Origin of the sequence: Cyclonatronum proteinivorum (assembly GCF_003353065.1) — a bacterium.
Classification (GTDB): Bacteria; Bacteroidota; Rhodothermia; order Balneolales; family Cyclonatronaceae; genus Cyclonatronum; species Cyclonatronum proteinivorum.
Window position 1 is genome coordinate 1 of sequence record NZ_CP027806.1, and the last position, 24,311, is coordinate 24,311.

At 52.1% G+C, this 24,311-nt stretch carries 20 protein-coding genes and 2 tRNA genes; 14 read left to right on the forward strand and 8 right to left on the reverse strand.

Annotated elements, in window-relative coordinates:
- The first annotated feature begins 240 nt into the window (after positions 1-240).
- From dnaA to CYPRO_RS00065, 13 genes are all read left to right on the forward strand, one after another.
- Positions 241-1,719 (forward strand): chromosomal replication initiator protein DnaA, encoded by a 1,479-nt coding sequence (gene dnaA / locus CYPRO_RS00005; RefSeq protein WP_240644793.1) that lies wholly within the window; start codon positions 241-243, stop codon positions 1,717-1,719.
- Between the two features lie 2 nt (positions 1,720-1,721).
- The gene (gene folB / locus CYPRO_RS00010; protein WP_114982542.1) at positions 1,722-2,084 is read left to right on the forward strand and encodes a dihydroneopterin aldolase; all 363 of its coding nucleotides are present in this window, start codon (positions 1,722-1,724) and stop codon (positions 2,082-2,084) included.
- A complete protein-coding gene (folK, locus tag CYPRO_RS00015) occupies positions 2,042-2,569 on the forward strand; it encodes a 2-amino-4-hydroxy-6-hydroxymethyldihydropteridine diphosphokinase (protein WP_114982543.1) in 528 nt (175 codons plus the stop codon). Before folB ends, folK begins: the two co-directional genes overlap by 43 nt.
- A 9-nt stretch (positions 2,570-2,578) precedes the next feature.
- On the forward strand, positions 2,579-3,214 hold the full coding sequence (locus CYPRO_RS00020) for a deoxynucleoside kinase (protein ID WP_114982544.1): 636 nt from the start codon (positions 2,579-2,581) through the stop codon (positions 3,212-3,214).
- Positions 3,214-3,453, forward strand: coding sequence for a hypothetical protein (locus CYPRO_RS00025; RefSeq protein WP_114982545.1), 240 nt, complete (start codon positions 3,214-3,216; stop codon positions 3,451-3,453). The genes CYPRO_RS00020 and CYPRO_RS00025 overlap by 1 nt, the downstream gene beginning before the upstream one ends.
- Before the next feature lie 82 nt (positions 3,454-3,535).
- A tRNA-Leu gene (locus tag CYPRO_RS00030) sits at positions 3,536-3,619 on the forward strand.
- Positions 3,620-4,046: 427 nt separating this feature from the next.
- A complete protein-coding gene (locus tag CYPRO_RS00035; RefSeq protein ID WP_114985642.1) occupies positions 4,047-5,399 on the forward strand; it encodes a M24 family metallopeptidase in 1,353 nt (450 codons plus the stop codon).
- 395 nt (positions 5,400-5,794) lie between these two features.
- A tRNA-Leu gene (locus CYPRO_RS00040) sits at positions 5,795-5,876 on the forward strand.
- A gap of 213 nt (positions 5,877-6,089) precedes the next feature.
- A complete protein-coding gene (gene tig / locus CYPRO_RS00045; RefSeq protein ID WP_114982546.1) occupies positions 6,090-7,370 on the forward strand; it encodes a trigger factor in 1,281 nt (426 codons plus the stop codon).
- A gap of 107 nt (positions 7,371-7,477) precedes the next feature.
- Positions 7,478-8,086, forward strand: coding sequence for an ATP-dependent Clp endopeptidase proteolytic subunit ClpP (gene clpP, locus CYPRO_RS00050; RefSeq protein ID WP_114985643.1), 609 nt, complete (start codon positions 7,478-7,480; stop codon positions 8,084-8,086).
- Between the two features lie 182 nt (positions 8,087-8,268).
- Positions 8,269-9,525 carry an ATP-dependent Clp protease ATP-binding subunit ClpX gene (gene clpX, locus CYPRO_RS00055; RefSeq protein WP_114982547.1) on the forward strand — a complete coding sequence of 419 codons (1,257 nt, stop codon included), beginning with the start codon at positions 8,269-8,271 and terminating at the stop codon, positions 9,523-9,525.
- Between the two features lie 133 nt (positions 9,526-9,658).
- Positions 9,659-9,955, forward strand: coding sequence for a DUF721 domain-containing protein (locus CYPRO_RS00060; RefSeq protein WP_114982548.1), 297 nt, complete (start codon positions 9,659-9,661; stop codon positions 9,953-9,955).
- Between the two features lie 72 nt (positions 9,956-10,027).
- Positions 10,028-11,032, forward strand: coding sequence for a YbbR-like domain-containing protein (locus tag CYPRO_RS00065; protein WP_114982549.1), 1,005 nt, complete (start codon positions 10,028-10,030; stop codon positions 11,030-11,032).
- 122 nt (positions 11,033-11,154) lie between these two features.
- Here CYPRO_RS00065 and CYPRO_RS00070 read toward each other — a convergent pair whose 3' ends face one another.
- From CYPRO_RS00070 to rplM, 8 genes are all read right to left on the reverse strand, one after another.
- On the reverse strand, positions 11,155-12,399 hold the full coding sequence (locus tag CYPRO_RS00070) for a 4-hydroxy-3-methylbut-2-enyl diphosphate reductase (protein WP_114982550.1): 1,245 nt from the start codon (positions 12,397-12,399) through the stop codon (positions 11,155-11,157).
- A gap of 93 nt (positions 12,400-12,492) precedes the next feature.
- On the reverse strand, positions 12,493-16,047 hold the full coding sequence (smc, locus tag CYPRO_RS00075) for a chromosome segregation protein SMC (protein WP_114982551.1): 3,555 nt from the start codon (positions 16,045-16,047) through the stop codon (positions 12,493-12,495).
- A 166-nt stretch (positions 16,048-16,213) separates the two neighbouring features.
- Positions 16,214-16,783 carry a ribosome recycling factor gene (gene frr, locus CYPRO_RS00080; RefSeq protein WP_114982552.1) on the reverse strand — a complete coding sequence of 190 codons (570 nt, stop codon included), beginning with the start codon at positions 16,781-16,783 and terminating at the stop codon, positions 16,214-16,216.
- Between the two features lie 375 nt (positions 16,784-17,158).
- On the reverse strand, positions 17,159-17,872 hold the full coding sequence (gene pyrH, locus CYPRO_RS00085) for a UMP kinase (RefSeq protein ID WP_164682887.1): 714 nt from the start codon (positions 17,870-17,872) through the stop codon (positions 17,159-17,161).
- Between the two features lie 158 nt (positions 17,873-18,030).
- On the reverse strand, positions 18,031-18,861 hold the full coding sequence (tsf, locus tag CYPRO_RS00090; protein WP_114982554.1) for a translation elongation factor Ts: 831 nt from the start codon (positions 18,859-18,861) through the stop codon (positions 18,031-18,033).
- Between the two features lie 238 nt (positions 18,862-19,099).
- Positions 19,100-19,927 carry a 30S ribosomal protein S2 gene (rpsB, locus tag CYPRO_RS00095; RefSeq protein ID WP_114982555.1) on the reverse strand — a complete coding sequence of 276 codons (828 nt, stop codon included), beginning with the start codon at positions 19,925-19,927 and terminating at the stop codon, positions 19,100-19,102.
- Positions 19,928-20,119: 192 nt separating this feature from the next.
- Positions 20,120-20,506, reverse strand: coding sequence for a 30S ribosomal protein S9 (gene rpsI / locus CYPRO_RS00100; protein WP_114982556.1), 387 nt, complete (start codon positions 20,504-20,506; stop codon positions 20,120-20,122).
- A gap of 10 nt (positions 20,507-20,516) precedes the next feature.
- Positions 20,517-20,960, reverse strand: a complete 444-nt coding sequence (gene rplM / locus CYPRO_RS00105; RefSeq protein WP_114985644.1) for a 50S ribosomal protein L13 — start codon at positions 20,958-20,960, stop codon at positions 20,517-20,519.
- A 244-nt stretch (positions 20,961-21,204) separates the two neighbouring features.
- Here rplM and CYPRO_RS16470 point away from each other — a divergent pair, with 244 nt between their 5' ends.
- A complete protein-coding gene (locus CYPRO_RS16470; RefSeq protein ID WP_240644794.1) occupies positions 21,205-24,228 on the forward strand; it encodes a M1 family metallopeptidase in 3,024 nt (1,007 codons plus the stop codon).
- Positions 24,229-24,311 lie beyond the last annotated feature (83 nt).

The window sequence follows — 24,311 nt, forward strand, 5'->3', positions numbered from 1 at the left end:
CAATACTAAGCGTCAAGTAAAAAAAAGAGCTAAGCCAAAATAATTCGCAAGACCAGCAATTTCAATATATTAACACACTTTCGCAGCCCTGTGGATAACTCGATAGCCCGCCGGGCGGCGCTTTTGACTTACAGGAAATAATTCAGCATTTTAGACCATCGCAAAAACACCACAGCTTACTCCTTTTTGTGGATAACTGTGCTTCGAAATGCTATTTGAAACCATTTTTCCAAGTCAATTGTGTCTCAGCAACTATCAAACGTGTCTAATGAGATTGCCCGGGCCAAGTGGTCAGAGTGCCTGAATCTTATCAAAGAAAACATCAACGCGCAGAAGTACTCCGCATGGTTCGAACCTATTGTACCGCTTCGCATTGAAGGGCATACCCTTACCATTCAGGTACCTTCACAGTTTTGGTATGAGTGGCTGGAAGAGCACTACTACACCATTCTGCGAAACACCATCCAAAAGGTCATCGGCCGCGACGGCAAGCTTCAGTATTCCATTAAAGTCGAGAGCAAAGCCGATACCTATGCGCAGCCCCCGGCTTCCGTAAACCTGCCGCAGCGCAGCATGCCGGCTTCACAGCCGCATCACAACTCGCTCAACGATCTGCCCCGCTATCAGGCCAATCAGATCCAGAATCCTTTCGTGATTCCCGGTATTCAGAAAAACCGGCTGAACTCGAACCTGAATTCCAACTACGTTTTCGACCGCTTTATCGAAGGGGACTGCAACCGCCTTGCACGCTCTGCCGGCATCGCCATTGCTGAAAATCCGGGCAAAAACTCTTTCAACCCGTTTTTCATCTATGGCGGCACCGGCCTTGGGAAGACCCACCTCACCCAAAGCATCGGAAACAAAATCCGCAACGACTTCGGCAACGAGAAAAACATCCTCTACATCACCTCCGACGACTTCACCAACGAATTTGTCCGTGCCATCAGGAACAACCGTGCAAGTGAATTTTCGATGATGTACCGAAATATCGACGTGCTCATTATCGACGATATTCAGTTCTTCAGCGGAAAAGAGAAAACGCAGGAAGAATTTTTCCACATATTCAACGCTCTGCATCAGGAAGGCAAGCAAATCATCCTCACGAGCGACCGCGCACCGAAAGACATCCCCGATATTGAAGAGCGCCTTATCTCGCGCTTCAACTGGGGCCTCACTGCCGATGTGCAAATGCCCGATTACGAAACCCGCTACGCCATCCTTGAGCGCAAAGCGATTGATAACGGTATTGAATTCGAGCCGCAGATTCTGGAGTTCATCGCCACCAACTTCAAATCATCGGTACGCGATCTCGAAGGTGCCATCATCAAACTCCTTGCCGCTTCTTCCCTGCAGCATATCGATCACATCGACCTGCCGATGGCCAAGCGCATCCTCAAGGATATGATCAAAGAAACGACCAAACAGGTCACTGTTGAAAACATACAGGCTCTTGTGTGTGATTTCTTTGGCATTGACACCAACAAGGTTCGCGAGAAAACCCGGAAACAGGAAATTGTGGAAGCGCGTCAGATTGCCATGTACCTGTCCAAGAAGCTCACCAAATCGAGCCTCAAATCCATCGGGCTGCAATTCGGCGGACGCGATCACTCTACCGTGATACACGCCATTTCCACGGTTGAAGACCGCATTCAGACCAGTCAGCGGCATGCGCAGATTGTGAAAGAGCTCACGCAAAAAATCGAGCTCGCCAGTCTCTGACCATGGACCGTCTCAGCATTCGAAACCTGCGCTTCCGGGCACCGCACGGCTACTTTGCATTCGAGCGGGAAACCGGAAACACCTTTTCGGTTGATGTCCACTTTAAGGTAGCCCTGCAGGAAGCTGGTCAGACCGACGACCTCGACCACACCCTCGACTACAGTACCGCCTGCACCCTTATTGCAGAGATCATGCAGGGGGAGCCGGTCAGACTCATTGAACGACTCCTGCAGCGTATCGGAGAATCCCTCCTTGGCGCCTTTCCGGATGTAGCCGAAATAACGGTCAACCTGCGCAAACATCAGCCGCCTATTGCGCAGGAATGCGAGTACGTGGAAATCAGCCGCACATGGCACAGGTCGTAATTGCGCTCGGCAGCAACGAAGGCGACCGGCTCGGCATGCTGCGTTCGGGGCTGCAAAGCTGCCTGAACCTTTGCGAACCCGCCTCCCGCGACGCCCTTCTTAAATCTTCGGTCTATGAAAGCGATCCCATTGGTCCGGCCGATACGCCCTTTCTGAATGCTGTTGTTGCGTTCAGCTGCAGGCTGCAGCCCGAACCTCTCCTCAGCGCGCTCAAAAAGTCGGAAGCCGAACAGGGGCGCAACTTCCGCGCACAGCGCTGGAGCAACCGACCGCTCGACCTCGATATCATCAGTTACGACAACCTTCTTCTCGGCACTCCGCAGCTGTCCTTACCGCACCTGCACTGCCATGAACGGGCCTTTGTGCTACAGCCGCTCTGTGAAATCCTGCCCGCATGGCGGCACCCCCGGCTCAACCAAACCGCCGCGGAACTCCTTGAGCGCGCACCGAAAATGCAGGTTTACAAAACAGCTTTAATGTGGTAGATTTTAGGCGTGAATAAATTTGACTATATAGCCATAGAAGGCGTCATTGGTGCGGGCAAAACCTCCCTCGCCAACATGCTTGCCCAAAAGCACAATGCCCGTGTTGTGCTGGAAGAGTTCGAAGACAACCCTTTCCTGCCCCGCTTTTATGAAGATCGCGAACGCTACGCCTTTCAGACGCAGCTCACTTTTCTCGCCAGCCGGTTTAATCAGCAACAGCGGCTGTTCGAAAAAGACATGTTTCAGGACACCATCGTCTCCGACTACATCTTTGACAAAGACCGCATTTTTGCGCGCCTCAACCTCAGCGACGACGAGCTCGCACTGTACGACAAAATCTACTCCATCATGAGTGGTATCGCGGCCAAACCGGATCTTATGGTGTATATTCAGTGCAGCGTTGACCGCCTCATGGAAAACATCCGCAAACGCGGACGCGATTACGAACAGCACATCACCGAAACCTATCTGAGCGAACTCAGCGACTCCTATAATCATTTTTTCAAACATTACACGAAGGCCCCCGTACTCATCATCCGCGCCAACGACGCCGATTTTGTAAACAATCCCGAACATTTCCGCGCCATTGAACACTGTATCTTCCACGAAGCGCTCACGCAAGACCGCATTTACCTGAAGCCCTGATGAAATACCTGATTTTATTTATTCTGATTTTCCTCCTCATACGAATTGCCGCCGACGCGTACATGCGGCGGAGAGAGCGCCTCGGCACCCAAGCCCGAAATCCCTTCACAGATCGTCAGAACGCCGGTTTCGGCCAACAAGCTCCCCGCAAATCAGAAACCCGCCGGCATGTCGGCAATGTGGAAGACGCCCAATTCGAAGTCATTGAAGAACAGGACGAGCAAAAAAAGTCATCCTGAAATCACCTCAAAATTTTCCGCCCAAGCTACTTGCGAAAGCTTTCGGTTTATGCCTATATTTGAAGTCTTCAACAAAATCCCTGCCCTGGTGGTGAAATTGGTAGACACGCCATCTTGAGGGGGTGGTGCTGGCAACGGCGTGCTGGTTCGAGTCCAGTCCAGGGCACACAAAGGCCTGTAAGTCTTGTACTTACAGGCCTTTTTTTTGTCTGTTACCAACTTTGTTACCAGCCAGCCAGCCAGCCCGTACCGCCGTGGCAGCACAGCTGCAATGGGTCAGCCTGATCCCAATTTGCTGGCCATTCCGACGCTTTTTTTATTTGGGGAAAACTCAGAGAACATCAGGAGATCTGTGGCAAATATAGAGACCCCAAATCGAAGCGTAAGGCGTTGCTTTTTTTTCCGTAACCCAGCCGGGGGGAGTCACAAGGGCACTTTGCCTGGCAGAGCGTAGATGAACAGATTTTGAAACAGCATGCGGGTTTATCCGCAGCGCACGTAAGGGGGTGCATTTTGTTGGAAATGGCAATATAATCCAAAGCCTGATTACCGCCGATTCTGATCCCATCCTGTTCCACCTCAAGCCACCGAAGATGACATCCAACCTCAAGCTGAACCTAAGCTTCAGCACCGCCCTTCTTCTCTTCATCCTGATTCCTGTTTTTATCAGTTCAGGCTGCACTCCCCCTGAAAATCAACAGGAATCCGCCCGATTGTTTGACGGACCAAACCCCTGGCCTGAAATCCGTCAGGAGCGGATTACGACCCTTCTCGCACCGGCCATGGAGCGGGCCGGCGTGGAAGCCTGGGCCGTAGTTTGCCGCTCCAACAACAATGATCCGCTGGCGGCGCATGTGGGCTGCGAAAACGCAGTTGCCCCGGCCGTCTTTGCTTTTCAGCTGCACGGAGATCAGGTATTCTCTCTTGCGTTCACGCCCCCGGGCGAAGCCGCGGCCCTGCAGGAGCTCGCGCTGCAGGATTCCGTCGTTGTTGTGGATTACAACGTCGGAGCCATACGGGCCGCTGCAGCATGGCTCAGCCGCAGCACGAGCGGACCCATTGCGCTCAATTTCAGTGAAAACAACGCCTTTGCAGACGGCTTAAGCCACACGCAGTTCAACCGGTTAAGAGAACTATTGAGCCCTTCAGCCCGTGCACGCATGGTCTCTTCGGAAGAACTCGTGTATGAATGGCTTTCGGTCAAGCTTCCGGCAGAAGTAGCCATCATGGCCGAAGCCGCAGCCGTAACGGCTCAGTGGCAGCACGAAGCCTATGCGCAGGTCGTGCCGGGGGTAAGCACCGACCGCGATATAGCCGATTTCCTCAAAGCCAAAATGCGGGAAGCCGGCGTTACCGACGCCTGGGCACCTGACCAGAACCCGCTGGTCAATTCCGGTCCGGACCGCGGACACGCGCACGCAACCGACCGCGTAATTCAGCACGGAGACGTGATTCAGATCGATTTCGGGATTCGGGTGTATGACCGCTGGGTGACCGATATTCAGCGTTTTGCCTACGTGCTGCAGCCCGGCGAAACGGAGCCGCCGGCACACATTCAGCGGTATTGGGAAGTCGCCCGGGAAGGCAACCGCCGCGCCCTTGCAACCATGCGTCCCGGCGCAACCGGCCTCGAAGTAGATGTGGCACAGCGTGAATGGTTGCGTGAAAACGGTTCCCTTGAAGTCTTCTGGAGTACCGGCCATCCGGTTGGCTATCAGGCACACGATGTAGGTCCGAACCTTGGCGGCGGACAGCTGGACCGCGAGCCTTCCCCCTTTGCATTCCGTGAGCTGCGCGAAGGCATGGTTTTCGCGTTCGACGGCTTCTACAAGTGGGATATTGAAGGCGGCACCAAAACCATCTCCGTTGAAGAAATGGCTGTTGTAACAGCCGACGGAGCCGAATACCTGACACCGCCGCAGGAAGAGCTGATTCTCATCCCCTAACCCGCATTATTCACCAAGAAATTTTCTTGCTGGCAAGGCGAAGCTGAAAACTCAGCGGAAGGGTACCTAAGTACCCTGAGCATGAGTTTTCAGCTTCAACGCAGCCAGCGGGGAAATTTCGCTGCGCGGGAATCGCTCGCTCGGTGCGCAGCCTTTACACCACACTCAAATTTGGGCTACCTTTTTTACTAAGCCAGATTTAAACAAACATTTAGCAAATAACCCCTGTTTAATTGTGAATAATGCGGGCTAAGGCCATGCCTGTTATGACGCTGCCGCCCCTCAGGGAAGAATTTCCATGCGGACAGCGCAAAGCCTTAGATATTGATTATCATCCGGAATAAATGTATCTTTGAAATCTTATCAAAATCGCATAAATCCTATGCGGTTTTTTTGCGAGAGTGGTGGAATTGGTAGACACGCTAGATTTAGGATCTAGTGCTTCGCGGCGTGGGGGTTCGAGTCCCCCCTCTCGTACGTTAAAAAGCCGCCTGCTAGCGGCTTTTGCTGTTTTAAGGAACTGCGGTTCTCTGAAGCATTCAGATTGCTCCCTTGAACAGACTTTACAGGCTTAATAAAACAAATCCGAAGCTCACTTCCCGTGCGGGTAAATATTTCTTCTTAGGTTCTTCAGCACGCGATTCAGAGCAGGATTCCATACATCGCTTCACCTTTTAAAATTATAATTCAGTGAATATTACGGCAGAAGATATCAGCGCGGTTGACAAAAAAATTATAGTGGAAGCCGATCAGACCGATCTTGCTCCGCGCATTGAACAATCCCTCCGCGACTACCGCAAGAAAATGGATATCCCGGGTTTCCGTCCCGGTAAGGCACCTATGGGACTCATCAAAAAGCGCATTGGTAAAGCCGTTGAACAGGAGCAGGTTGATGAATACATTCAGGAAATTTTCACAACCAAAATTTTTCCGGAATACAACCCTGTCGGCGAACCCAAGGTACTCTCCAACACCTACGAAGACGGCAAGCTCCGTCTCGAGTTTGAAATCGGTATCAAGCCCACCTATGAGCTGACCGACCTCAGCACCATTAGTGTTGATAAACTCGTACACGACGTTACGGATGAAGAAGTCGAAAAAGAGTTTCAGGCAAATTTACGCCGCAGCGGCGAATGGACCGAAACCGAAGACGCCATCACCGCTGACAACCGGATTACCATTGATGTCGTGAAACTCGATTCAGAAGGAAACGAGACCGACGATTCCGATAAAGACCTGACGCTTGATCTTCAGAATAAAGAAAACGAAGAATACCTCACCCAGCTTTCCGGAAAGAAAGCCGGTGACGAAGTAACGCTCCACCTCATGGCGAGCGAAGCTGAGACCGTTCAGTACAAGGCGACGGTCAAAAAAGTTGAAAGCTTCCGTATGCCCGAGCTCAACGAAGAGTTTTTCCGCAACGGAAGCCGGGGAGAAGCCTCAACCGAAGAAGAGTTTCGCAGCTTCCTGAAGAGTCAGATTCAGAACTACTTCGACAGCACCGCTGACGACCTTCTGCGCGATAAAATCGCTACCGCACTGATTAAAGCTCATGACTTTCAAGTGCCCTCCTCCATCTACACTGAAGTCCTGAACTCACGGATTGAGAAGCAGCGCGATCAGGAAACCAAAGAACTGCCCGAAGATTTCGACCGGGAAGCATTTGAGCAGGAAAACAAGGATAGCATTATTGATGAAGCACGCTGGTCCTTCATTGTTGGTGATCTACTTGATAAATATCCTGATACCGAAATTAAACCCGAAGATGTTGACGGCTTTTTCGAAACAGAAGCCGCAAAAATGGGGCTGCCTGCAGAAATGCTTAAGAACTTTTATGCCTCCCAAAGCGGTTACCTTGAGCAGCTGCGCATGCGAATCCGCACGGATAAACTCTTCGGTATGCTTGTTGACGAAGTAACTGTGAATGAGCTCACCAAAGAAGCGTACGAAGAAAAATACGCGAACAAATAGTACGCTCAGCCAGCTTTCCGGCTCAGCGCTGCAACCGCAATTTTAGATTTTGACCCTACCTTATGTCTATGCCCAACCAACCCATTTTCGACCGCAATTCTTTTGAAATGTCCGGACAAAGCGAAGTTTACAACAACCTCGTGCCCATGGTTATCGAAACCACCTCAAGGGGTGAACGCGCCTATGATATCTACTCCCGGCTTCTCAAGGATCGGATTATCATCCTGGGTACCCCCATCAATGACGCTATTGCCGCAAATATCGTAGCGCAGATTCTTTTTCTTGAATCCGAAGACCCTGAAAAAGACATCAATATTTACATCAACAGTCCCGGCGGCGTAGTCTCTGCAGGTTTGGCCATTTACGACACCATGCAGTACGTGAAATGTGATGTCGCAACAACCTGTATTGGTATGGCAGCGTCCATGGGCGCTGTTTTGCTTACCGCAGGAGCTGCCGGCAAACGTGCCGTACTTCCAAACGCCCGCGTGATGATTCATCAGCCGCTCGGCGGGGTACAGGGGCAGGCAAGCGATATCGAAATTGAAGCCCGCGAAATCATTCGTATCAAGCAGTCTCTCAGTCAGATTATTGCTGATCACTCCGGCCATACTGTCGAAGAAATCATCCAGGCCTCAGACCGGAACAACTGGATGACCGCTGATGAAGCCCATCAATACGGCCTGGTTGATAAGGTAATGCGCCGCGACAAGTAATCGGATCCCTTCATTTCTGACGCAGACCGCCTCGCATTAAACCCTATTTATGCAGCCAGATTTCACCGCTTTCCGGTCGAAATCTGGCTGTTTTGTTTCAGAAAACCTGTAAATTGCCTGCAGACCTAAATGCGGGCACCTCCTGAATTTTTTAACCTTTTATTTTTAATAGCAGCAAACTAATGAGCGGAAAAAACAAAAAAGAACGGATTCAATGCTCGTTTTGCGGTCGTCCCTCGGCTCAGGTTAACAGTATGATTGCCGGGCCGGATGTTTTTATATGCGACTACTGCGTGAATGACGCGGCCGGAATCGTAGCACAGGAAGACACCAAACGAAAAAAATCACGCACAGCCAACTACCGTCAGACCTTTAAGCCGGTAGAGATCAAGGCCAAACTTGATGAATATGTCATTGGTCAGGAGTATGCAAAGAAATCGCTTTCTGTTGCCGTTTATAACCACTATAAGCGGATCAACAACGCGCTTTTCAATGCTTCAGCGGATGAAATACAGATCGACAAAAGCAACATTTTGCTTCTCGGCCCGACCGGCTCAGGTAAAACACTCCTCGCCCGCACCCTTGCGCGCCTCATTGATGTACCCATTACGATAGCCGACGCCACCGCCCTTACGGAAGCCGGATATGTGGGGGAAGATGTGGAAAGCATTCTGTCCAACCTCCTGCAGGCTGCCGATTATGACGTAGAACGGGCGCAGAAAGGCATTGTTTATCTCGATGAAGTTGACAAGGTTGCGCGTAAAAGCGACAACCCGAGCATAACCCGTGATGTATCCGGAGAAGGAGTGCAGCAGGCCCTTCTCAAAATTCTGGAAGGCACCGTCGCCAATGTCCCCCCCAAAGGCGGGCGCAAGCATCCCGAGCAAAGCTTCGTGAAGATAGACACAACCAATATTCTGTTTATCTGCGGTGGCGCATTCGATGGCCTCGCAGATGTTATTTCACGCCGGATGTCCACCTCTTCCATGGGCTTTCAGAGTGCCGAACAGGTGAAGTTCGATAAAAACAATCCCGACATCTTCACCTACACCGAACCCGAAGATCTGCAAAAATTCGGACTCATTCCCGAGCTTATCGGACGACTCCCCGTTATCTCGGGCCTGCATCAGCTGGATCGGGAATCGCTCATTCAGATTATGACCAAGCCCAAAAATGCCATCGTGAAACAGTATCAGCGTCTGTTTGAAATCGAAGGCGTTGAGCTTGTTTTTGAAGATGAAGCCCTCGAAGCGGTAGTAGAGCGCGCATTGGCACGTAAAACCGGGGCACGCGGACTGAAATCCATCATGGAAAAATCCATGCTCGATATCATGTTCACCCTGCCGACCATGCGAAACGTGAAGCGGTGCACCATTACCAAGGCAACCATTCTGGAAGACGCGCCGCCTGTTTATGAAAAACAGAAAGCCTCAGCCTGAAAATGATGAAGCCCGCAGGCTTTCTCTGCCGGGTTTACCGCAAACAGTTTAATCCCAAAGCGCGCTTTCTGAATCTTACTCTGAGATCAAAGGCGCGCTTTTTTTATAGAACCTTTCCCGCAACTTTCCTGCCATGTCTTATTACAGCAATAAACCTGTTGCCTTAAAGGACGCGCTCAAGACTTTTTTAGACCAGCATCCGCAGCGTAAAAAACTCAAGCGCGGTATGATTTTATCCCTTTTGCCGGAAGTTGCCGGCGAACGAATCATGCAGCAGGTAAAGGATTTCTGGCTGAAAGGAGAAACCCTGTTCATCAAGGTTGAAAATCAGGCCTGGCGTCAGGAGCTGCACTATCAGCGCTTTTCTCTCAAAGAGCGGCTCAACCGCCGTGTCCGGGATGAAGTCATTCGTGAAATCGTTGTTTTATAAGAGTACAGCCAACTTTTGTTTATATTCAGAGTCATCCGAACTTGCGTCAAATTCTTCTTAACCTGAAAAGTTATGCCCGGTTTTTTTTCATTTGTTGTTTCGCTTTGGGAGCGGGTGAAAGCCGCTTCAGCCAGCCGGGGGGTGAGCAGCTCTGCCAACATGCAGCGCACCGAAAAAGTACTCGTCTTTTTCGTTGCTTACAGCATAGCACTTGGGCTGTGGCTCCTTATTAACCTGAGCCGGGACTTTTCCTTTACACAGCATATTCCGCTCTACTACGGTGCCTTTCCGGAAGACAAGGCGCCGGTTCAGAGCCTTCCGGAATCTGTACGGGCTACGTTTACGGGTGAAGGCTGGAAGCTACTGGGATTATCCCGAAACACGCAGCGGCTGGCCGTAGATGTTAATGAGACGACAACCGATCTCACCGGACTCATCGAACAGCAAATTACCGCGACCAGCGACATCGGCCTGAGCCGGGTCGAACCAGCCCGTATTACCCTGCAGCTTGAAGAAGCCCTGACCCGCAAAATTCCGGTTGTGCCCAATATTGAGCTTCAGACCCGGCGTCAGTTTGGCTTGTCCCGCCCGCCTGTTATCAGCCCGGATAGTGTTACCATCAGCGGAGCCCGGTCGCTCATCCAAAACATTGACAGCTGGCCCACAGAGAGCAAAGTATTCCGTGATTTACAGGCTCCCGTTCAGGCTTCCATTCCGCTTCAGGACAGCGGGGAGCTGATACGCCTGAGCGACACGGAAGTCCGTTTAAGTGCGAGCGTTGTTGAGTTTACAGAAGGTGAAACCCGCGTACCTGTTGAAATCACAGAAGGCTCAAACCGTCCGGGTATCATTCTGTCCCCCTCTGTACTTACGGTGCGCTACAATGTACCTGTCTCTGAGTATGCCGAAGTAAACCGGCGGCAGCTGTTCCGTGCGGTCATCCCCTATCAGGAAATACTGGCAGACACTACCGGTTTCCTGCACCCGCAGCTCATAGCCGATGATTCCGAATTTGCCGTAAGCATCAGATCTGCAGTACCCCGCCGGGTTTCCTATTTTATTTTGATTGATGAGTGAAATGGGATGGGCGCCTTGCCCGAACCCGAAGCTCATCCATCATTAAAAATATATCTTACAATGCCGTCGGCGGAAGATAATCTTCCGACCCCGCACTTATTTTTCCGGGAATTACGTACGGCCTAAACCGCCTCCGACCTGAACGGCAACAGGGCTTCTTCCAACGAATGTGTTCCTTCAAAATAATCAAGCACCTTCAGAATCACTTCGTCAACCAGAGAATCGGGGCAGGAAGCACCCGATGTAATGGCAATTTTGAGCGGTCGTTCTGACTGAAGCGGCAGCCAGTTTTGAGATACGAGCACCTGTTTTTTCCATTGATCATAGTGATGAATTTCTTCGGGAGACTTCATCTCGGATACGTCTCTTATATGATAGGTCGGAAATTTGTGCTCGAGTAGCTCAACAAGGTGAGTTGTGTTGGATGAGTTGTAGCCGCCAACGACCAGCGCGAGATCGGCATCCACTTCCATAAGGGCACGGGTCGCGCTTTGGTTTTCGTTGGTGGCGTAGCATAGGGTGTCGGAAGTGTCAGCGAAGTGCTTTTTCACATTATCCTCACCGTATTTCTCGACAACAGCCGCCCTCAGAATATCCATGACTTCCTGCGTTTCGGTAGCAAGCATGGTCGTTTGGTTAATGACACCGAATTTTTCCAGATCCTGCAGCGGATTAAAGCCCGGCGTTGACTTATGCCCGAAATACGTGTCGAAATCGCTAAGCGGACGCTTCTCCAGCATGATTTCAGCGAGCATGCGGGCCTCATCCGGGTTCAGCACCACAACAACTGCAGATGAAGCGGCGGCACTGTGGGAAAAAGTAGCGCGGGTTTCCTCATGCGTATGCTTGCCGTGAATCACCAGCGCATTTTCTTTTTTCCCAAGCTGACGACCTCTTTTCCAGACTTTCTCCACAAAAGGGCAGGTCGTATCGTACTGATAAGGATTGATACCGATGGCTTCCAGCTCCCGCTGAATTTCAAGGGTTGTTCCGAAAGCGGGCACAATTACGATATCATCAGCGCTAAGGTCGGAAAAGGGGATGAGCACTTCACCGTTGGTTTCAAAAAGAAACTTAACCCCGCGCCGCTTCAGGTCTTCATTCACATTGGGATTGTGAATCATCTCACTGAGAAGGTAGATATTCTTATCGGGGTTTTGCTCAACGGTCCGGTACGCGATATCAATGGCATTTTCCACACCGTAACAGAAACCAAAATGCCGCGGAACCAAGAATTGCACCGGCCCGAAATCGATGGTCACCGGCTCGAGATTTTTCTTGCGCGGATCGAGCACCTGCCGCGCCTCTTTTACGGTTTTGATAATTTCCGCGGTGTAGAATTCAGGGATATCGAATTTCTTGGCCATCTGCTGTATGGATGAGTTGATTTATGATACTTTCTGCATGAAGTCCTACAAACAATAGCCGGCCCGCAAGCGTTTCTGTTGCTGCGACTTACCTCAGCCGGCCTGCTGCTGAACCCCGTCAAGCCGCACCCCAACGAGACGACTTACACCCGTTTCCTGCATGGTTACCCCGTACATGACTTCTGCCTTTTCCATGGTTTTTTTGTTGTGGGTAATCACAATAAACTGCGTCTCCCCGCTGAACTGCCGGATGAGACTGGTAAACCGATCAACATTGGCATCATCGAGCGGAGCATCAACTTCATCAAGAATACAGAAGGGGGAAGGTTTCACGAGATAGATTGAAAACAACAGTGCAATCGCAGTGAGCGTTTTTTCACCCCCCGAAAGCTGTTCAATATTGGAAGGCCGCTTGCCCCTGGGCTTGGCTATAATTTCGATACGGTGATCAAGGGGGTCGTCTGAACGCTCTTCGAGAATGAGATCGCAGAAATCATCCTCCATAAACAGCATGCTGAAAACGCGTTTGAAATTCTCCCGAATCTGCTCAAACGTATCCTGAAAACGCGCATTGGCCGTGTCGTTGATTTCCTTAATGGTTTGCCTGAGCTTCTGCTCGGCCTCATGCAGGTCGCTGATTTGAGTTTCGTAAAAATCCAGGCGTTCTTTTTCCTCTTCGTATTCCTCAATAGCCAGCGGATTCACCTCCCCGATCGAACGCAGCCGCTCGCGCAGTTTCTGAATTTCCTGCTTTACTTCCGCTGCATCGGTTTCTTCCGGAAGGCTGCTCTCAATCTGCTCCATCATCTTCCCGTAGGTCTGCCAGATGTGATCGCTTACGGATGTTGCAGCCATTTCGAATTTCGACTGCCGGATCTGCAGCTCGTGCAACAGGTTGGTATTTACCTCTTTTTTGCGCTGCAGCTGCCGCACCTGTTCTTCCAGATCACGAATGCGACCGCGCTGCCGGGCGGTTGCTTCTTCCGTCTCGCGCCAGGCATTGTCGGCTTTACGGCGCTGCACTTCAAGTTCTTCAAGGCGTTCTTCGAGTTCCTCCGTCTGATTCCGCAGGGCTTCAATTTTTTCCCGGCTTGTGCGTGCCTGTCCGGCACGCTGTTCGAGCCGCTCTTTGATCGTAGTGATGGATTGTCCGGCCTGCTCAATCTCACGCTGATAGCTCTCGGCTTCTGAACGCAAACGCTGTTCCTTCACCCGTGCGTCGTTCATAGACTGCTGCGCCCGCTGCCGGGCCTCCTCTTTCTGCCGGAGCTCATTGCGCAGCATCAGTTGCTCTTCAATCACCTGATCCATGCGGAACTTGATGTCATCCAGCTGCGGCTGAAGCTCGGTGAGCTGTGAACGGGTCTGACTGATCTGCGTACCGAGCCCTTCTTCCCGCTTCTCAATATCAGCAAGATTGCGCGCATAAAGCTGTCTTTCAGACTGTACAGCTGCCAGTCGCTGCTCGGTTTTACGGACGCCGCTTTCAGCCTCCCGAAGCTGTTTACGCGCCGTTTCTTCATCCAGCCCGGCAAGTTCTTCGTTTGTTTTTTCCAGGGTGATGTGTGCCTGCGCAATGCCGGCTTCCTGCTCCTGAATTTTTGATTCCAGGCGTGACAAGCGGTCTTTGAGTCCTACCCGAAGCCCGATATTTTTTTCTTCCCCTCCGCCCCGGATGATACCCTCCCGACGGATGAGTGCTCCTTCGGGCGTCACAAACATCAGGGTCTCTTCATGCCCCTGCTCCTCAAACGCAGCACTTGCCTGCGTCACGGAATCCGCCATAAAAACGGAGCCCAGTAACAGGTTGCGCAGCGGGAGAAGGCTGTCCTCACAGTTCACACGCGCCGCGAGAGAATCGGGATGTACATCGCCCTGAGCCAACTGCGGATGACGCCTGATCCGCGCTTCAAGCACCTCCTTTACAAAAATTTGGGCACGACCTTTGTTTTGCTGTGCGAGTAAGGTAAATGCATGGTCCGCCTGATCCTGCGTATCCGCAACCAGCAAGAAACGGGCTTCTCCGAGCGCTGCTTCCAGGGCAACGGCAAATTCCTGCTGCGTCGAAAACAAATCCGTAATTACGGTAAGCGGCTGATTTTCTTCCAAAAGGAAGCGCACGCTGCCGGGAAAAGACTCGTGAGAGCGGGCAATCTGTTCTACCAGTTCCCGCTCAGATTCCAGGGCTGATAGCCGGCTTTGCAGGATCCGAAGCTCATCTTTCAGGTCGCTAATGCGCTGCCGCGCCTGCTCCCGCTTCTGCCCGATCTCCGTCAGAGCCGCTTCCGCCAGCTGCTGTTTCTCCCGCTGCTGCGCTAACTGTTCCGACAAAAGTGCTTCGTCTTTACTGTTAATGCCAAGTTCCTCAGAGAGTTCTTCTTTTTGCCGTGCCATGCGCGCCAAATCTTCATCAACCCCTTCAATGCGTGACTCCAGCCGTATTTTCTGCGACTGAATCTGATTGATCTGATTGGTGAGCGCTTCCTGCTCGCGGGCAAGGTTGTTGACTTTACGGCGGAGTTCACCCGCTTCAAGATCGGCGTTCTTAAAAATATCCCGGAATTTATCCAGCTCTTCGGTGCCGCCCGTTAGCGCAATTTCACGCTCTTTCAGGATATTTTCAGCGGTCAGCTTACTCCGTTTAAGTCCTGAAATATCATTTTCTGCCTGCTCAATATCGCGCTCAAACTGCAGGATGACCTGTTTTTCACTGCTGATTTTTTCCCGGTTAATCCGAATCGTCGTCTCGGTCTCGCGATAGCGCGATTGCACGGCACCGAGTTCACGCCGGGCCTCCGCGGCTGCACGCTCACGCTCCGTCAGCTTTCCGCCGGCAATAACCAGTTCTTCTTCCAGGGCTGTGTATTGCTGTTCCAGCTGCGACTTCTCCTGCTCCGCGGCCACAATTTGTTCCACGAGCGGCTTAAGCTGCTGCTGAACACGATCGTACTCCTGCTTCGACCAAGCCAGGTCGAGTGTTTCCAGTCGTTCGTTATAATCTTTGGCCTTGCGGGCTTTATCTGCCTGCAACTGCAGGGAGCGCGTTTTTTTGCGGATTTCAACCAGAATATCTTCAACCCGCTGCAAGTCTGCGATGGTCTCATCGAGTTTGCGAAGGGTTTGCTTGCGCTTTTCCTTATAGCGGGTTACGCCCGCGGCCTCCTCAAACAAACGACGGCGGTCGTTGTTTTTATCATTGAGGATTTCTTCCACCATTTTCAGCTCAATCACGGAATAAGCGCCGGGACCAATGCCTGTATCCATAAACAGTTCGACAATGTCCTTGAGGCGACAGACGGAGCCATTCAGAAGGTACTCGCTGTCTCCGGAGCGAAACAGACGGCGGCTGATGGTCACTTCCGTATATTCGAGCGGCAGCACCCCGCGGTTGTTTTGAATAGTGATGGAGACCTCCGCCATCCCCAGCGCTTTTTTGGTTGCCGTACCATTGAAAATCACACTCTGCATCGCTGCCGAACGAAGCAAACTTGCACGCTGCTCTCCCAAAACCCAGCGCAGGGCATCTACGATATTCGACTTCCCGCAGCCATTCGGGCCTACAATTCCGGTAATCCCGCTGTCAAAACGGACCGTCGTTTTGTTGGCGAAGCTTTTGAATCCGTGAAGCGATAACTCAGATAAATACATGGATAGGGATGGACGCGGTTACAGCTCCGATGGGAGCATGAGGCACAGCACAACGAGGGCAGATTAGCGACATAAAGAAAGTCAGGGAAGGCGGAATTAAAAAGGCCGGCTGCACGCTGCAAACCGGCCTGTAAAAATCTGCATCAATCTGCTTCAGGGCCGGAAATTAAATACTCGTAATTTCCTGCTCTTTCTGCTTGAGCAACTCTTCCACCTGCTTGGTGTATTCATCGGTATAGTTCTGAATTTCTTCTTCAGAAGCAAAACGGGAGTCTTCCGGGAGCGAGTCGGATTTTACTTTTTTCTTGATTGCATCATTTGCATCGCGACGGGCATTACGGATACTAACCCGTGCTTTTTCGGTGGTATCACGCGCAATTTTCACCAGCTGCAAGCGGCGCTCTTCGGTAAGCACCGGAAGCGGAATACGGATAAGTTGCCCGTCATTCTGAGGATTGAGTCCCAGATTAGACGCCTGAATGGCACGCTCAATAGGCTGAATCATGCCTTTTTCCCAGGGCTGAATAACCAGCAAACGGGGCTCGGGAGCTGAGACATTAGCCACCTGATTAATCGGCGTCTGACTCCCGTAATAATCAACGCGGATGCCGTCAAGCAAAGAAGGGTTGGCCTTGCCCGCGCGTATATGGTTAAACTCCCGCTTCAGGAAATCAACGGAGAGCTCCATTTCCATTTTAGCTTCTTCGATGATTGGTTCTAATTCAGGTAAAATCATAAAATGCAATAATTTGGAAGTACTATGAATCTGCTTAAACGCAAGGTGTTCTATAAAAACAGTCAGAATCTGAAAATACGACTTTAACCAGCGGTTTTAAAATTACAGTTAAGCCGGTTATTGCAGGACCAACGTAACCGCATTATTCACCGGGAAATTTTCATACTGACAAGGTGAAGCTGAAAACCCGGCGGATGGGTACCCGGGTATCCTGAGCATGAGTTTTCAGCTTCAACATCACCAACGGAGAAATTCTGCTTCACCCGGTGCGCGGTACTTGAACCACACCCAAATTTGGAGCACGCTTTTTTTCGCTACGCAACATATAACCTTCCATGAAGGTCATACATCCCGTTTCATTGTGAATAGTGCGGGTTAATAATCCCATTCCACGAGCGTGCCAACCGGTTCTTTTTGGATTACTTTGAGAAGATTACCCGGCTTGCCCATGTTAAACACGATGATATTCGTGCGATTGTCGCGGCAGAGTGTGAATGCCGTCAGGTCCATGACGGACAGCCTGCGGCTGAGCACTTCATCACCGGTTATTTTGTCGAATTTGATGGCATCCGGATTTTTCTCAGGGTCTTTGTCATAAACGCCGTCAACGCGGGTCCCTTTCAGGATGACATCTGCCTCAATTTCAATGGCGCGGAGTGAGCCTGCGGTATCCGTTGTGAAGTAGGGGTTACCGGTACCGGCTCCGAAAATAACTACACGTCCTTTTTCAAGATGTCGCACAGCACGGCGGCGAATAAAGGGTTCGGCGATCTGCTCCATACGGATTGCTGACTGCAGCCGGGTCGGCACACCTTTCTGCTCGAGGGCATCCTGCAAGGCCATGCTGTTAATCATCGTAGCAAGCATTCCCATGTAGTCCCCCTGCACCCGGTCCATCCCGAAGGTTGCGGCTTTCATGCCTCTGAAAATATTTCCGCCGCCAATTACGATGGCTACCTGAACGCCCTGCTCGTGCACGAGCCTGATTTCATCGGCAAATGCTTCCAGTACCTTGCCGTCTATTCCATGTCCTTGTTCTCCCAGCAAGGCTTCGCCGCTGAGTTTTAATAAAATTCGCTTATACATAATACAGCATGATTTATCTGTGAAAGTTGGTACGAACAGCAACCGGATTACGCCAGGCCGGTCTTCTCATTATACTACAAATTCAGGGGTTCCGCAGTCTTTTTCAGCCAAAAAAAAGGCTACTCCCGAAACCGGAAGCAGCCTTGTGTTACAATGCTCAATTAGTTCTCGCCGAGCTGAATGCGGCTGAACCGCTTCACGCTTGGCTCGCCTTCCTTCTTAAGGTACTGTGCGACGCTCAGGCTGTTGTCCTTTACGAACTTCTGCTCAAGCAGTACGCGCTCCTCGTAGAAACGACGAATTTTGCCTTCGGCCGCTTTTTTGGCGATTTCAGCGGGCTTGCCTTCGTTGATGAGCTGTTCGATAGCAATTTCGCGCTCTTTTTCGAGCAGAGAAGCATCGACTTCTTCGCGGGTCGCAGCAATCGGTGACATGGCGGCAACCTGCATGGCTACGTCTTTTCCAACTTCCGGATTTTTGACCTCACCGTCGAAATCAACCAGCACAGCAAGCTGACTTCCTGGGTGAATGTAGCTCACGATCTGACCTTCGGTTGTAAACAGCTCTACACGGCTGACGTCAATTTTCTCGCCAATCTTTCCTACCAGGGTTTCAAGCTGTGTTGCAACGGTAGCTTTGCCAAACGGAAGGGCTTTGAAATCGTCGGCTGAAGCCGTGTTGTTGTCAAAAGCCAGCTTGGCGAAGTCTGTTGCATTCTGAATGAATTCTTCATTGCGGGCCACGAAGTCTGTTTCACAGTTAAGCTCAACTGCGGCAGCTTTTTTGCCGTCTTCGCTCAGGTGTACCGCAATAAGTCCCTGCTTGGCGTCGCGGTCAGCGCGTTTCTCTGCTACTTTCTGACCTTTTTTACGCAGGTATTCGATAGCGGCGTCCATATCACCATTGGCTTCGGCAAGGGCTTTCTTACAGTCCATCATACCGGCGCCTGTGACATCACGTAGTTTTTTTACATCTGCTGCTGAGATACTCATAATAATTTGGTTGCGCGTTAATCGCAGTTTTGAAAATGAATGGTTTGAGATACCGGGTCATGCTGATCGAACCGGTTTGTGCCTCAAATAGGCTTGGGGAACCGGTACGAACATTCAGCTGTGCGCCTCAAATGGCTTTTGCTGAACAGCCCTGTACCATGCTCAAAAAACATCTTCCCCTGCAGCCGATCAGTCTGATCGGGCTGCAGGGGAGATTTGAATGGAATCAAACGGGCGCTTAGTTATCGCCACCACGGCGGCGACGGCGACGGCGGGGTGCTTCTGTGCTTTCCCCTTCACCGGCTGCTTCGAGCTCCGCAGCGGCTTCTTCAGAAGCGGCAGAAGCTTCAAGTACAAGCTGCTCTTCTTCAAGGGCATCACGCTCAGCATTGCCTTCAATGATAGCATCTGCAATATTGGAGGCAACCAGCTGAATCGCTTTGGCAGCATCGTCATTACATGGGATGATGTAATCGGGCACATCAGGGTCGCAATTGGTATCCACCAGTGCAAAAATCGGGATATTGAGCTTGCGTGCTTCGTTTATCGCAATCTCTTCCTTAACAATATCGACCACAAAAATGGCGCCGGGCATACGGTTCATGTTCGCAATACCTGCGAGTACCTGCTCAAGCTTGATTTTCTCCCGGTCGAGCATAAGACGCTCTTTTTTGACCAGGTTTTCATAGGTACCGTCTTTCTGCATAGCCGCAATTTCTTCCATACGGCTGATGCTCTTGCGAACGGTAGAAAAGTTGGTGAGCATACCACCGAGCCAGCGGTGGGTTACATAAGGCTGACCTGCGCGAAGGGCTTCTTCCTTCACGATTTCCTGAGCCTGTTTCTTGGTGCCCACAAATAAGATTTTCTTGCCGGAACGGGCAACTTTACCAATCTCATCGAGCGCTTCCTGAAGCAGGGCGCGGGATTTGTTGAGATCAAGGATATGGATGCCGTTACGCTGCATGAAGATGAACTCTTTCATCTTCGGATTCCAGCGACGGGTCAGGTGACCAAAGTGAGCTCCGGATTTCAGAAGCTCTTCTAAAGATGCTGCTTGTGCCATAAATTTTGTTTAGTTAACGAGTTAGGCCTCTACACAGGTCATTCGCGGTTCCGATTTCAGGGGGGCTTTTAAACCGCCATCCCGAAACACTCCGGGCCGCGTCGCTGTGTATGTGTGATGAAGTCTATACTGTATGAAAATGAATTTTTGAAAAGAATATCCGCAAGGCGAATATCCGTGAAGGGCCATGGATTAGCGCTTGGAAAACTGGAATGCTTTCCGGGCTTTTGGCTGACCGTACTTCTTACGCTCAACCATACGGCTGTCGCGTGTAAGCAGGTTGTGCTCACGCAGGGTCGGACGATGCTCTTCATTGATTTCGAGGATTGCGCGGGCAATACCTAATTGTACAGCACCGGCCTGACCGGTTGTACCGCCGCCACGAACCGTGATTTTAACATCGTACTCGCCTTCAATACCGGTAACATCAAGGGGAAGTGTTACCTGATTCTGGTTGGCTTTCTGCGGAAAGTAATCGGCCATTTCCTTACCGTTTACGATAATCTGACCGCTGCCTTTGCGCAGGTAAACCCGCGCCGTAGAGGTTTTTCTTCTTCCTATTGCCTGAAATTGTGTCATATTTGTGGGGTCAGAGTGTTACTTTTTCCGGTTTTTGAGCAGTATGCTGATGCACAGGACCGGCGTACACACGCAGGTTTCTGAGGATTTCACGACCGAGTGCGTTTTTGGGCAACATGCCTTTAACCGCTTTACGAACAACTTCTGCAGGCTTTTTCTCAAGCAGCTCAGCAGGTGTAGTAAAGCGCTCGCCACCCGGGTATCCGGAATAGCTGAAGTATTGCTTATCGGTCATTTTGTTGCCGGTGAGGCGGATTTTCTCGGCATTGATTACGATCACGTAATCTCCGGTATCCATATGAGGGGTAAATTCGGGCTTGTGCTTACCGCGAAGAATAGCCGCTACCTTACTGGCAAGACGACCTAATACTTCACCTTCCGCATCAACCAAAATCCACTTTTTCTCAATATCAGCCGGCTTGGCAGAGTATGTTTTGAAATATGGGCTTTTCATTGTTTTTTTTGATGTGGTTTGAAAGCGCCTCATGCCAGCCCTAAACAGCTGATTTTCGGCGCTCTGTTTCGATATTGCTTCGATTTTTGCAAAGTTTGGAAATATATCACTTAATTCATTTCTTTGCAATTTGGTATCCGGCACCGATTTACGCCCGCTACAGGGTAATTTCCCGCCACCCATTCCGTCAGGATGCCGCACACTTCCTACTGTTCATCAACCAGCCAACCTAACCCTGCGCGCTATGACGCTTCGGTACTGTTTCCCCGCGATGGCCCTGTTCATCACCCTATGCATGTTTCTGATTACGCCTGTTCAGGCACAAAACGCAGCCTGGCAGCAAACGACCCACTATCAAATGGATATCCGCATGAATGTGGAAACCAACCGCTTCACGGGCACGCAGCGGGTCGAATATCACAACGCCTCTCCCGATACGCTCAACCGCTTTTTTTACCATCTCTACTACAATGCCTTTCAGCCCGGCAGCATGATGGATACCCGCTCGCGTACCATCATCGATCCGGACGGACGGGTTCGGGACCGCATTTATCATCTTAATGAAGATGAAATTGGTTTTCAGGATGTGCGCAGCCTCACCCAAAACGGACAGCCGGTCACTTTTGAAGTAAGTGAGACCGTCCTCAGCGTAAACCTCGCTGAACCCATTTTGCCGGGCGAAACAGCCGTTTTCGAGATGCAGTTTGAAGCACAGGTGCCGCTACAGATTCGTCGTACCGGCCGCGATAACCGCGAAGGCATCCGCTACTCCATGTCGCAGTGGTACCCGCGGGTGGCGGCCTACGATCAGGATGGCTGGCATACCGCGCCCTATGTTGCGCGGGAGTTCCACGGCAACTTTGGCGATTTCGATGTGCGCATCACCATCGACCGCAATTACACCCTGGGCGCGACCGGTTACCTGCAGAACCCGCAGCAGGTCGGGCACGGCTACGAAGACCCGGAGCTGCCGCTCGAACTTCCGGAAGGCGACGAGCTGACCTGGCACTTCTTTGCCCCGCAGGTGATTGATTTCTTCTGGGGTGCACACGATGAGTTTGTGCACGTCATCCACGAAGAAGAAGGCTCGCCCCGCATCCACATGCTGTATGTAGAGCGTCCCGAAACCCGCTTCTGGGATATGCTCGGGGAATTTACCGCCGAAGCCTTCCGCTTCATGAATGAATACATCGGCCCATACCCCTACGAGCAGTTCACCATCATTCAGGGCGGCGACGGCGGCATGGAGTACCCGATGGGAACCCTGATCACTGGTCACCGTCCCCTGTGGAGCCTGGTCGGGGTTACGGTGCATGAGCTCATCCACATGTGGTACCAAAGCACGCTGGCCACCAACGAGAGCCTCTACCACTGGATGGACGAAGGATTCACCGTTTATATGAGTGATATTGTGATGTCGCATCTGTTCCAGCTTCAGGGCAATCCGCACGCGTCTACCTACAACGCCTACCTGCGTATAGTGCATGACGGTCTTGAAGAATACATGGGGCAGCATGCCGACCGCTACGACTCCAACGCCGCCTACGTGACGGCCTCCTACCGCAAAGGGTCGCTCATTCTGCATCAGCTCGAATACATCATCGGGCGCGACGCCATGAAGCGCACCATGCAGCGCTTCTACCGCGAATTTATCATGCGGCACCCTACGCCCGTCGATTTCCAGCGCATTGCCGAGCAGGAAAGCGGCATGCAGCTGCGCTGGTATTTTGATGAAATGCTTTATTCCACGAGAACCATCGATCTCGCCATCGACCGGGTGCGCAATTCCGGCGGGGATACGACCATCCGGCTTTCGCGGAACGGCATATTTCTGATGCCCGTCGACCTCTTGCTCACCTACGCCGACGGCTCGCAGGAGCTGATTTACATCCCCACACAGCAGCAGCTCGGTATCAAAGCACACGAAGATCCGGAACTGCCCCGCACCGTGCTTGATCCCTGGCCGTGGACCCATCCTACCTACGAATTTACGCTGGAAGGACGCCCTGCGCTGGTCACCGCCGCGGAAATTGACCCGAGCAACCGGCTCGCGGATGTCAACCGACTCAACATCCGCTGGCCGTTTCCGCTCGAACTAAACACGTTTCAGGTGCCCGAAGCCGACTGGAACACCTATCAGGCGGGCGTACGGCCTGCGCTCTGGTACGGCGAAAAGGCCGGGATACGTCTTGGCGCGCGGCTCAGCGGTCGCTACCTCTTCAACACCAAAGCCCTCGATGCCGAATTCTGGCTGACCTCCGGCACCCTCGATGATTTTTCCGCCTCAAACCTCGACGCGGACTACCGCCTCGCCTGGCGCGACCGGCTGCCGCTGCTCGGTCCCGACAGCTGGTGGCAGGCCGAAACCGGTCGCTTTTACGGGGTGCACCATCAGCGCATTGCCGTTGAGCGACGTCTCGGCCGTTTTGGAAGGCTGGAACCCGTACGGCGTGTAATCGGCTTCGACGTCTTCCACCTCAACAAAGACGCCAACCGGCAGATTGATCCGCTGTCTGCGCAGTGGGAGCGCGGCAGCCTGATTGGCGCCGGCCTCACCTTCACACAGGGTGATATTGCCGAGACCGGCATTCAGCTGCGGGCCGAAACATCGACCTTTTACGGCGAGCGCGCCGCACAGCAGGTACAGCTGCATGCCGGCTACACCTGGTTCAGCAGCGACTTCCGGTACCGCGTCCGTTTCGGGATGCAGGTCGCCGGCGGCTCCACGCAGATGGCGCAGCAGCAGCGCTACAACCTCGGCAGCGGTACCGCCATCGAGCGCTGGCAAAACCGCACCTTCACCGCCGTAGCCAACATCGACACCGGCTTTTTCGAAGATGCGCGCCTCAGCTTCGACAGCGGCAACGCGCTCTCCGGCTACAGCCTGCACGCGCCCTTCCGCAGCGGTCTCACGGGTAACAACATGCTCGCCTTCTCCATCTGGCAGAGCTTCCGCCCCTTCCTGCGCGGCAATCAGCGGGCCTTCGAGCTGGAGTTCTTCAGCGGCACCGGCTTCGCCTGGGACGGCAGCTTTGCAACCGATTTCAGTATGCCCTCGGCCTCAGATCCGTGGCTGGCGTCCGCCGGCGCCGGGCTCGTGTACGACTTCAGCGAGCGCCCCCGCTCCGCCCGCTGGACCGGCCAAAGCGCGCTTCTTAGCGGCCTGCGCGTCTCCCTGCGCAGCCCCTTCTACCTCCATCAGCCCACCGAAGGCGACGAATTCGAGTTCACCTCCCGCTGGATGATCGGCATCGGCAAGGCATTCTGATTTTTCCGGATGATCACTGCAAAATCCAAAACGGGCCTTCAGCTTTGATTTCCCCAAAGCCGAAGGCCCGTTTGTTTACCACA

Bases quoted from the DNA above. Each gene is read 5' to 3' on its own strand.
- folB (WP_114982542.1), top strand. From the start codon at position 1,722: ATGGACCGTCTCAGCATTCGAAACCTGCGCTTCCGGGCACCGCACGGC.
- folK (WP_114982543.1), top strand. From the start codon at position 2,042: ATGCGAGTACGTGGAAATCAGCCGCACATGGCACAGGTCGTAATTGCG.
- CYPRO_RS00025 (WP_114982545.1), top strand. From the start codon at position 3,214: ATGAAATACCTGATTTTATTTATTCTGATTTTCCTCCTCATACGAATT.
- CYPRO_RS00035 (WP_114985642.1), top strand. From the start codon at position 4,047: ATGACATCCAACCTCAAGCTGAACCTAAGCTTCAGCACCGCCCTTCTT.
- clpP (WP_114985643.1), top strand. From the start codon at position 7,478: ATGTCCGGACAAAGCGAAGTTTACAACAACCTCGTGCCCATGGTTATC.
- clpX (WP_114982547.1), top strand. From the start codon at position 8,269: ATGAGCGGAAAAAACAAAAAAGAACGGATTCAATGCTCGTTTTGCGGT.
- CYPRO_RS00060 (WP_114982548.1), top strand. From the start codon at position 9,659: ATGTCTTATTACAGCAATAAACCTGTTGCCTTAAAGGACGCGCTCAAG.
- CYPRO_RS00065 (WP_114982549.1), top strand. From the start codon at position 10,028: ATGCCCGGTTTTTTTTCATTTGTTGTTTCGCTTTGGGAGCGGGTGAAA.
- CYPRO_RS00070 (WP_114982550.1), bottom strand. From the start codon at position 12,399: ATGGCCAAGAAATTCGATATCCCTGAATTCTACACCGCGGAAATTATC.
- smc (WP_114982551.1), bottom strand. From the start codon at position 16,047: ATGTATTTATCTGAGTTATCGCTTCACGGATTCAAAAGCTTCGCCAAC.
- frr (WP_114982552.1), bottom strand. From the start codon at position 16,783: ATGATTTTACCTGAATTAGAACCAATCATCGAAGAAGCTAAAATGGAA.
- tsf (WP_114982554.1), bottom strand. From the start codon at position 18,861: ATGAGTATCTCAGCAGCAGATGTAAAAAAACTACGTGATGTCACAGGC.
- rpsB (WP_114982555.1), bottom strand. From the start codon at position 19,927: ATGGCACAAGCAGCATCTTTAGAAGAGCTTCTGAAATCCGGAGCTCAC.
- rpsI (WP_114982556.1), bottom strand. From the start codon at position 20,506: ATGACACAATTTCAGGCAATAGGAAGAAGAAAAACCTCTACGGCGCGG.
- rplM (WP_114985644.1), bottom strand. From the start codon at position 20,960: ATGAAAAGCCCATATTTCAAAACATACTCTGCCAAGCCGGCTGATATT.
- CYPRO_RS16470 (WP_240644794.1), top strand. From the start codon at position 21,205: ATGACGCTTCGGTACTGTTTCCCCGCGATGGCCCTGTTCATCACCCTA.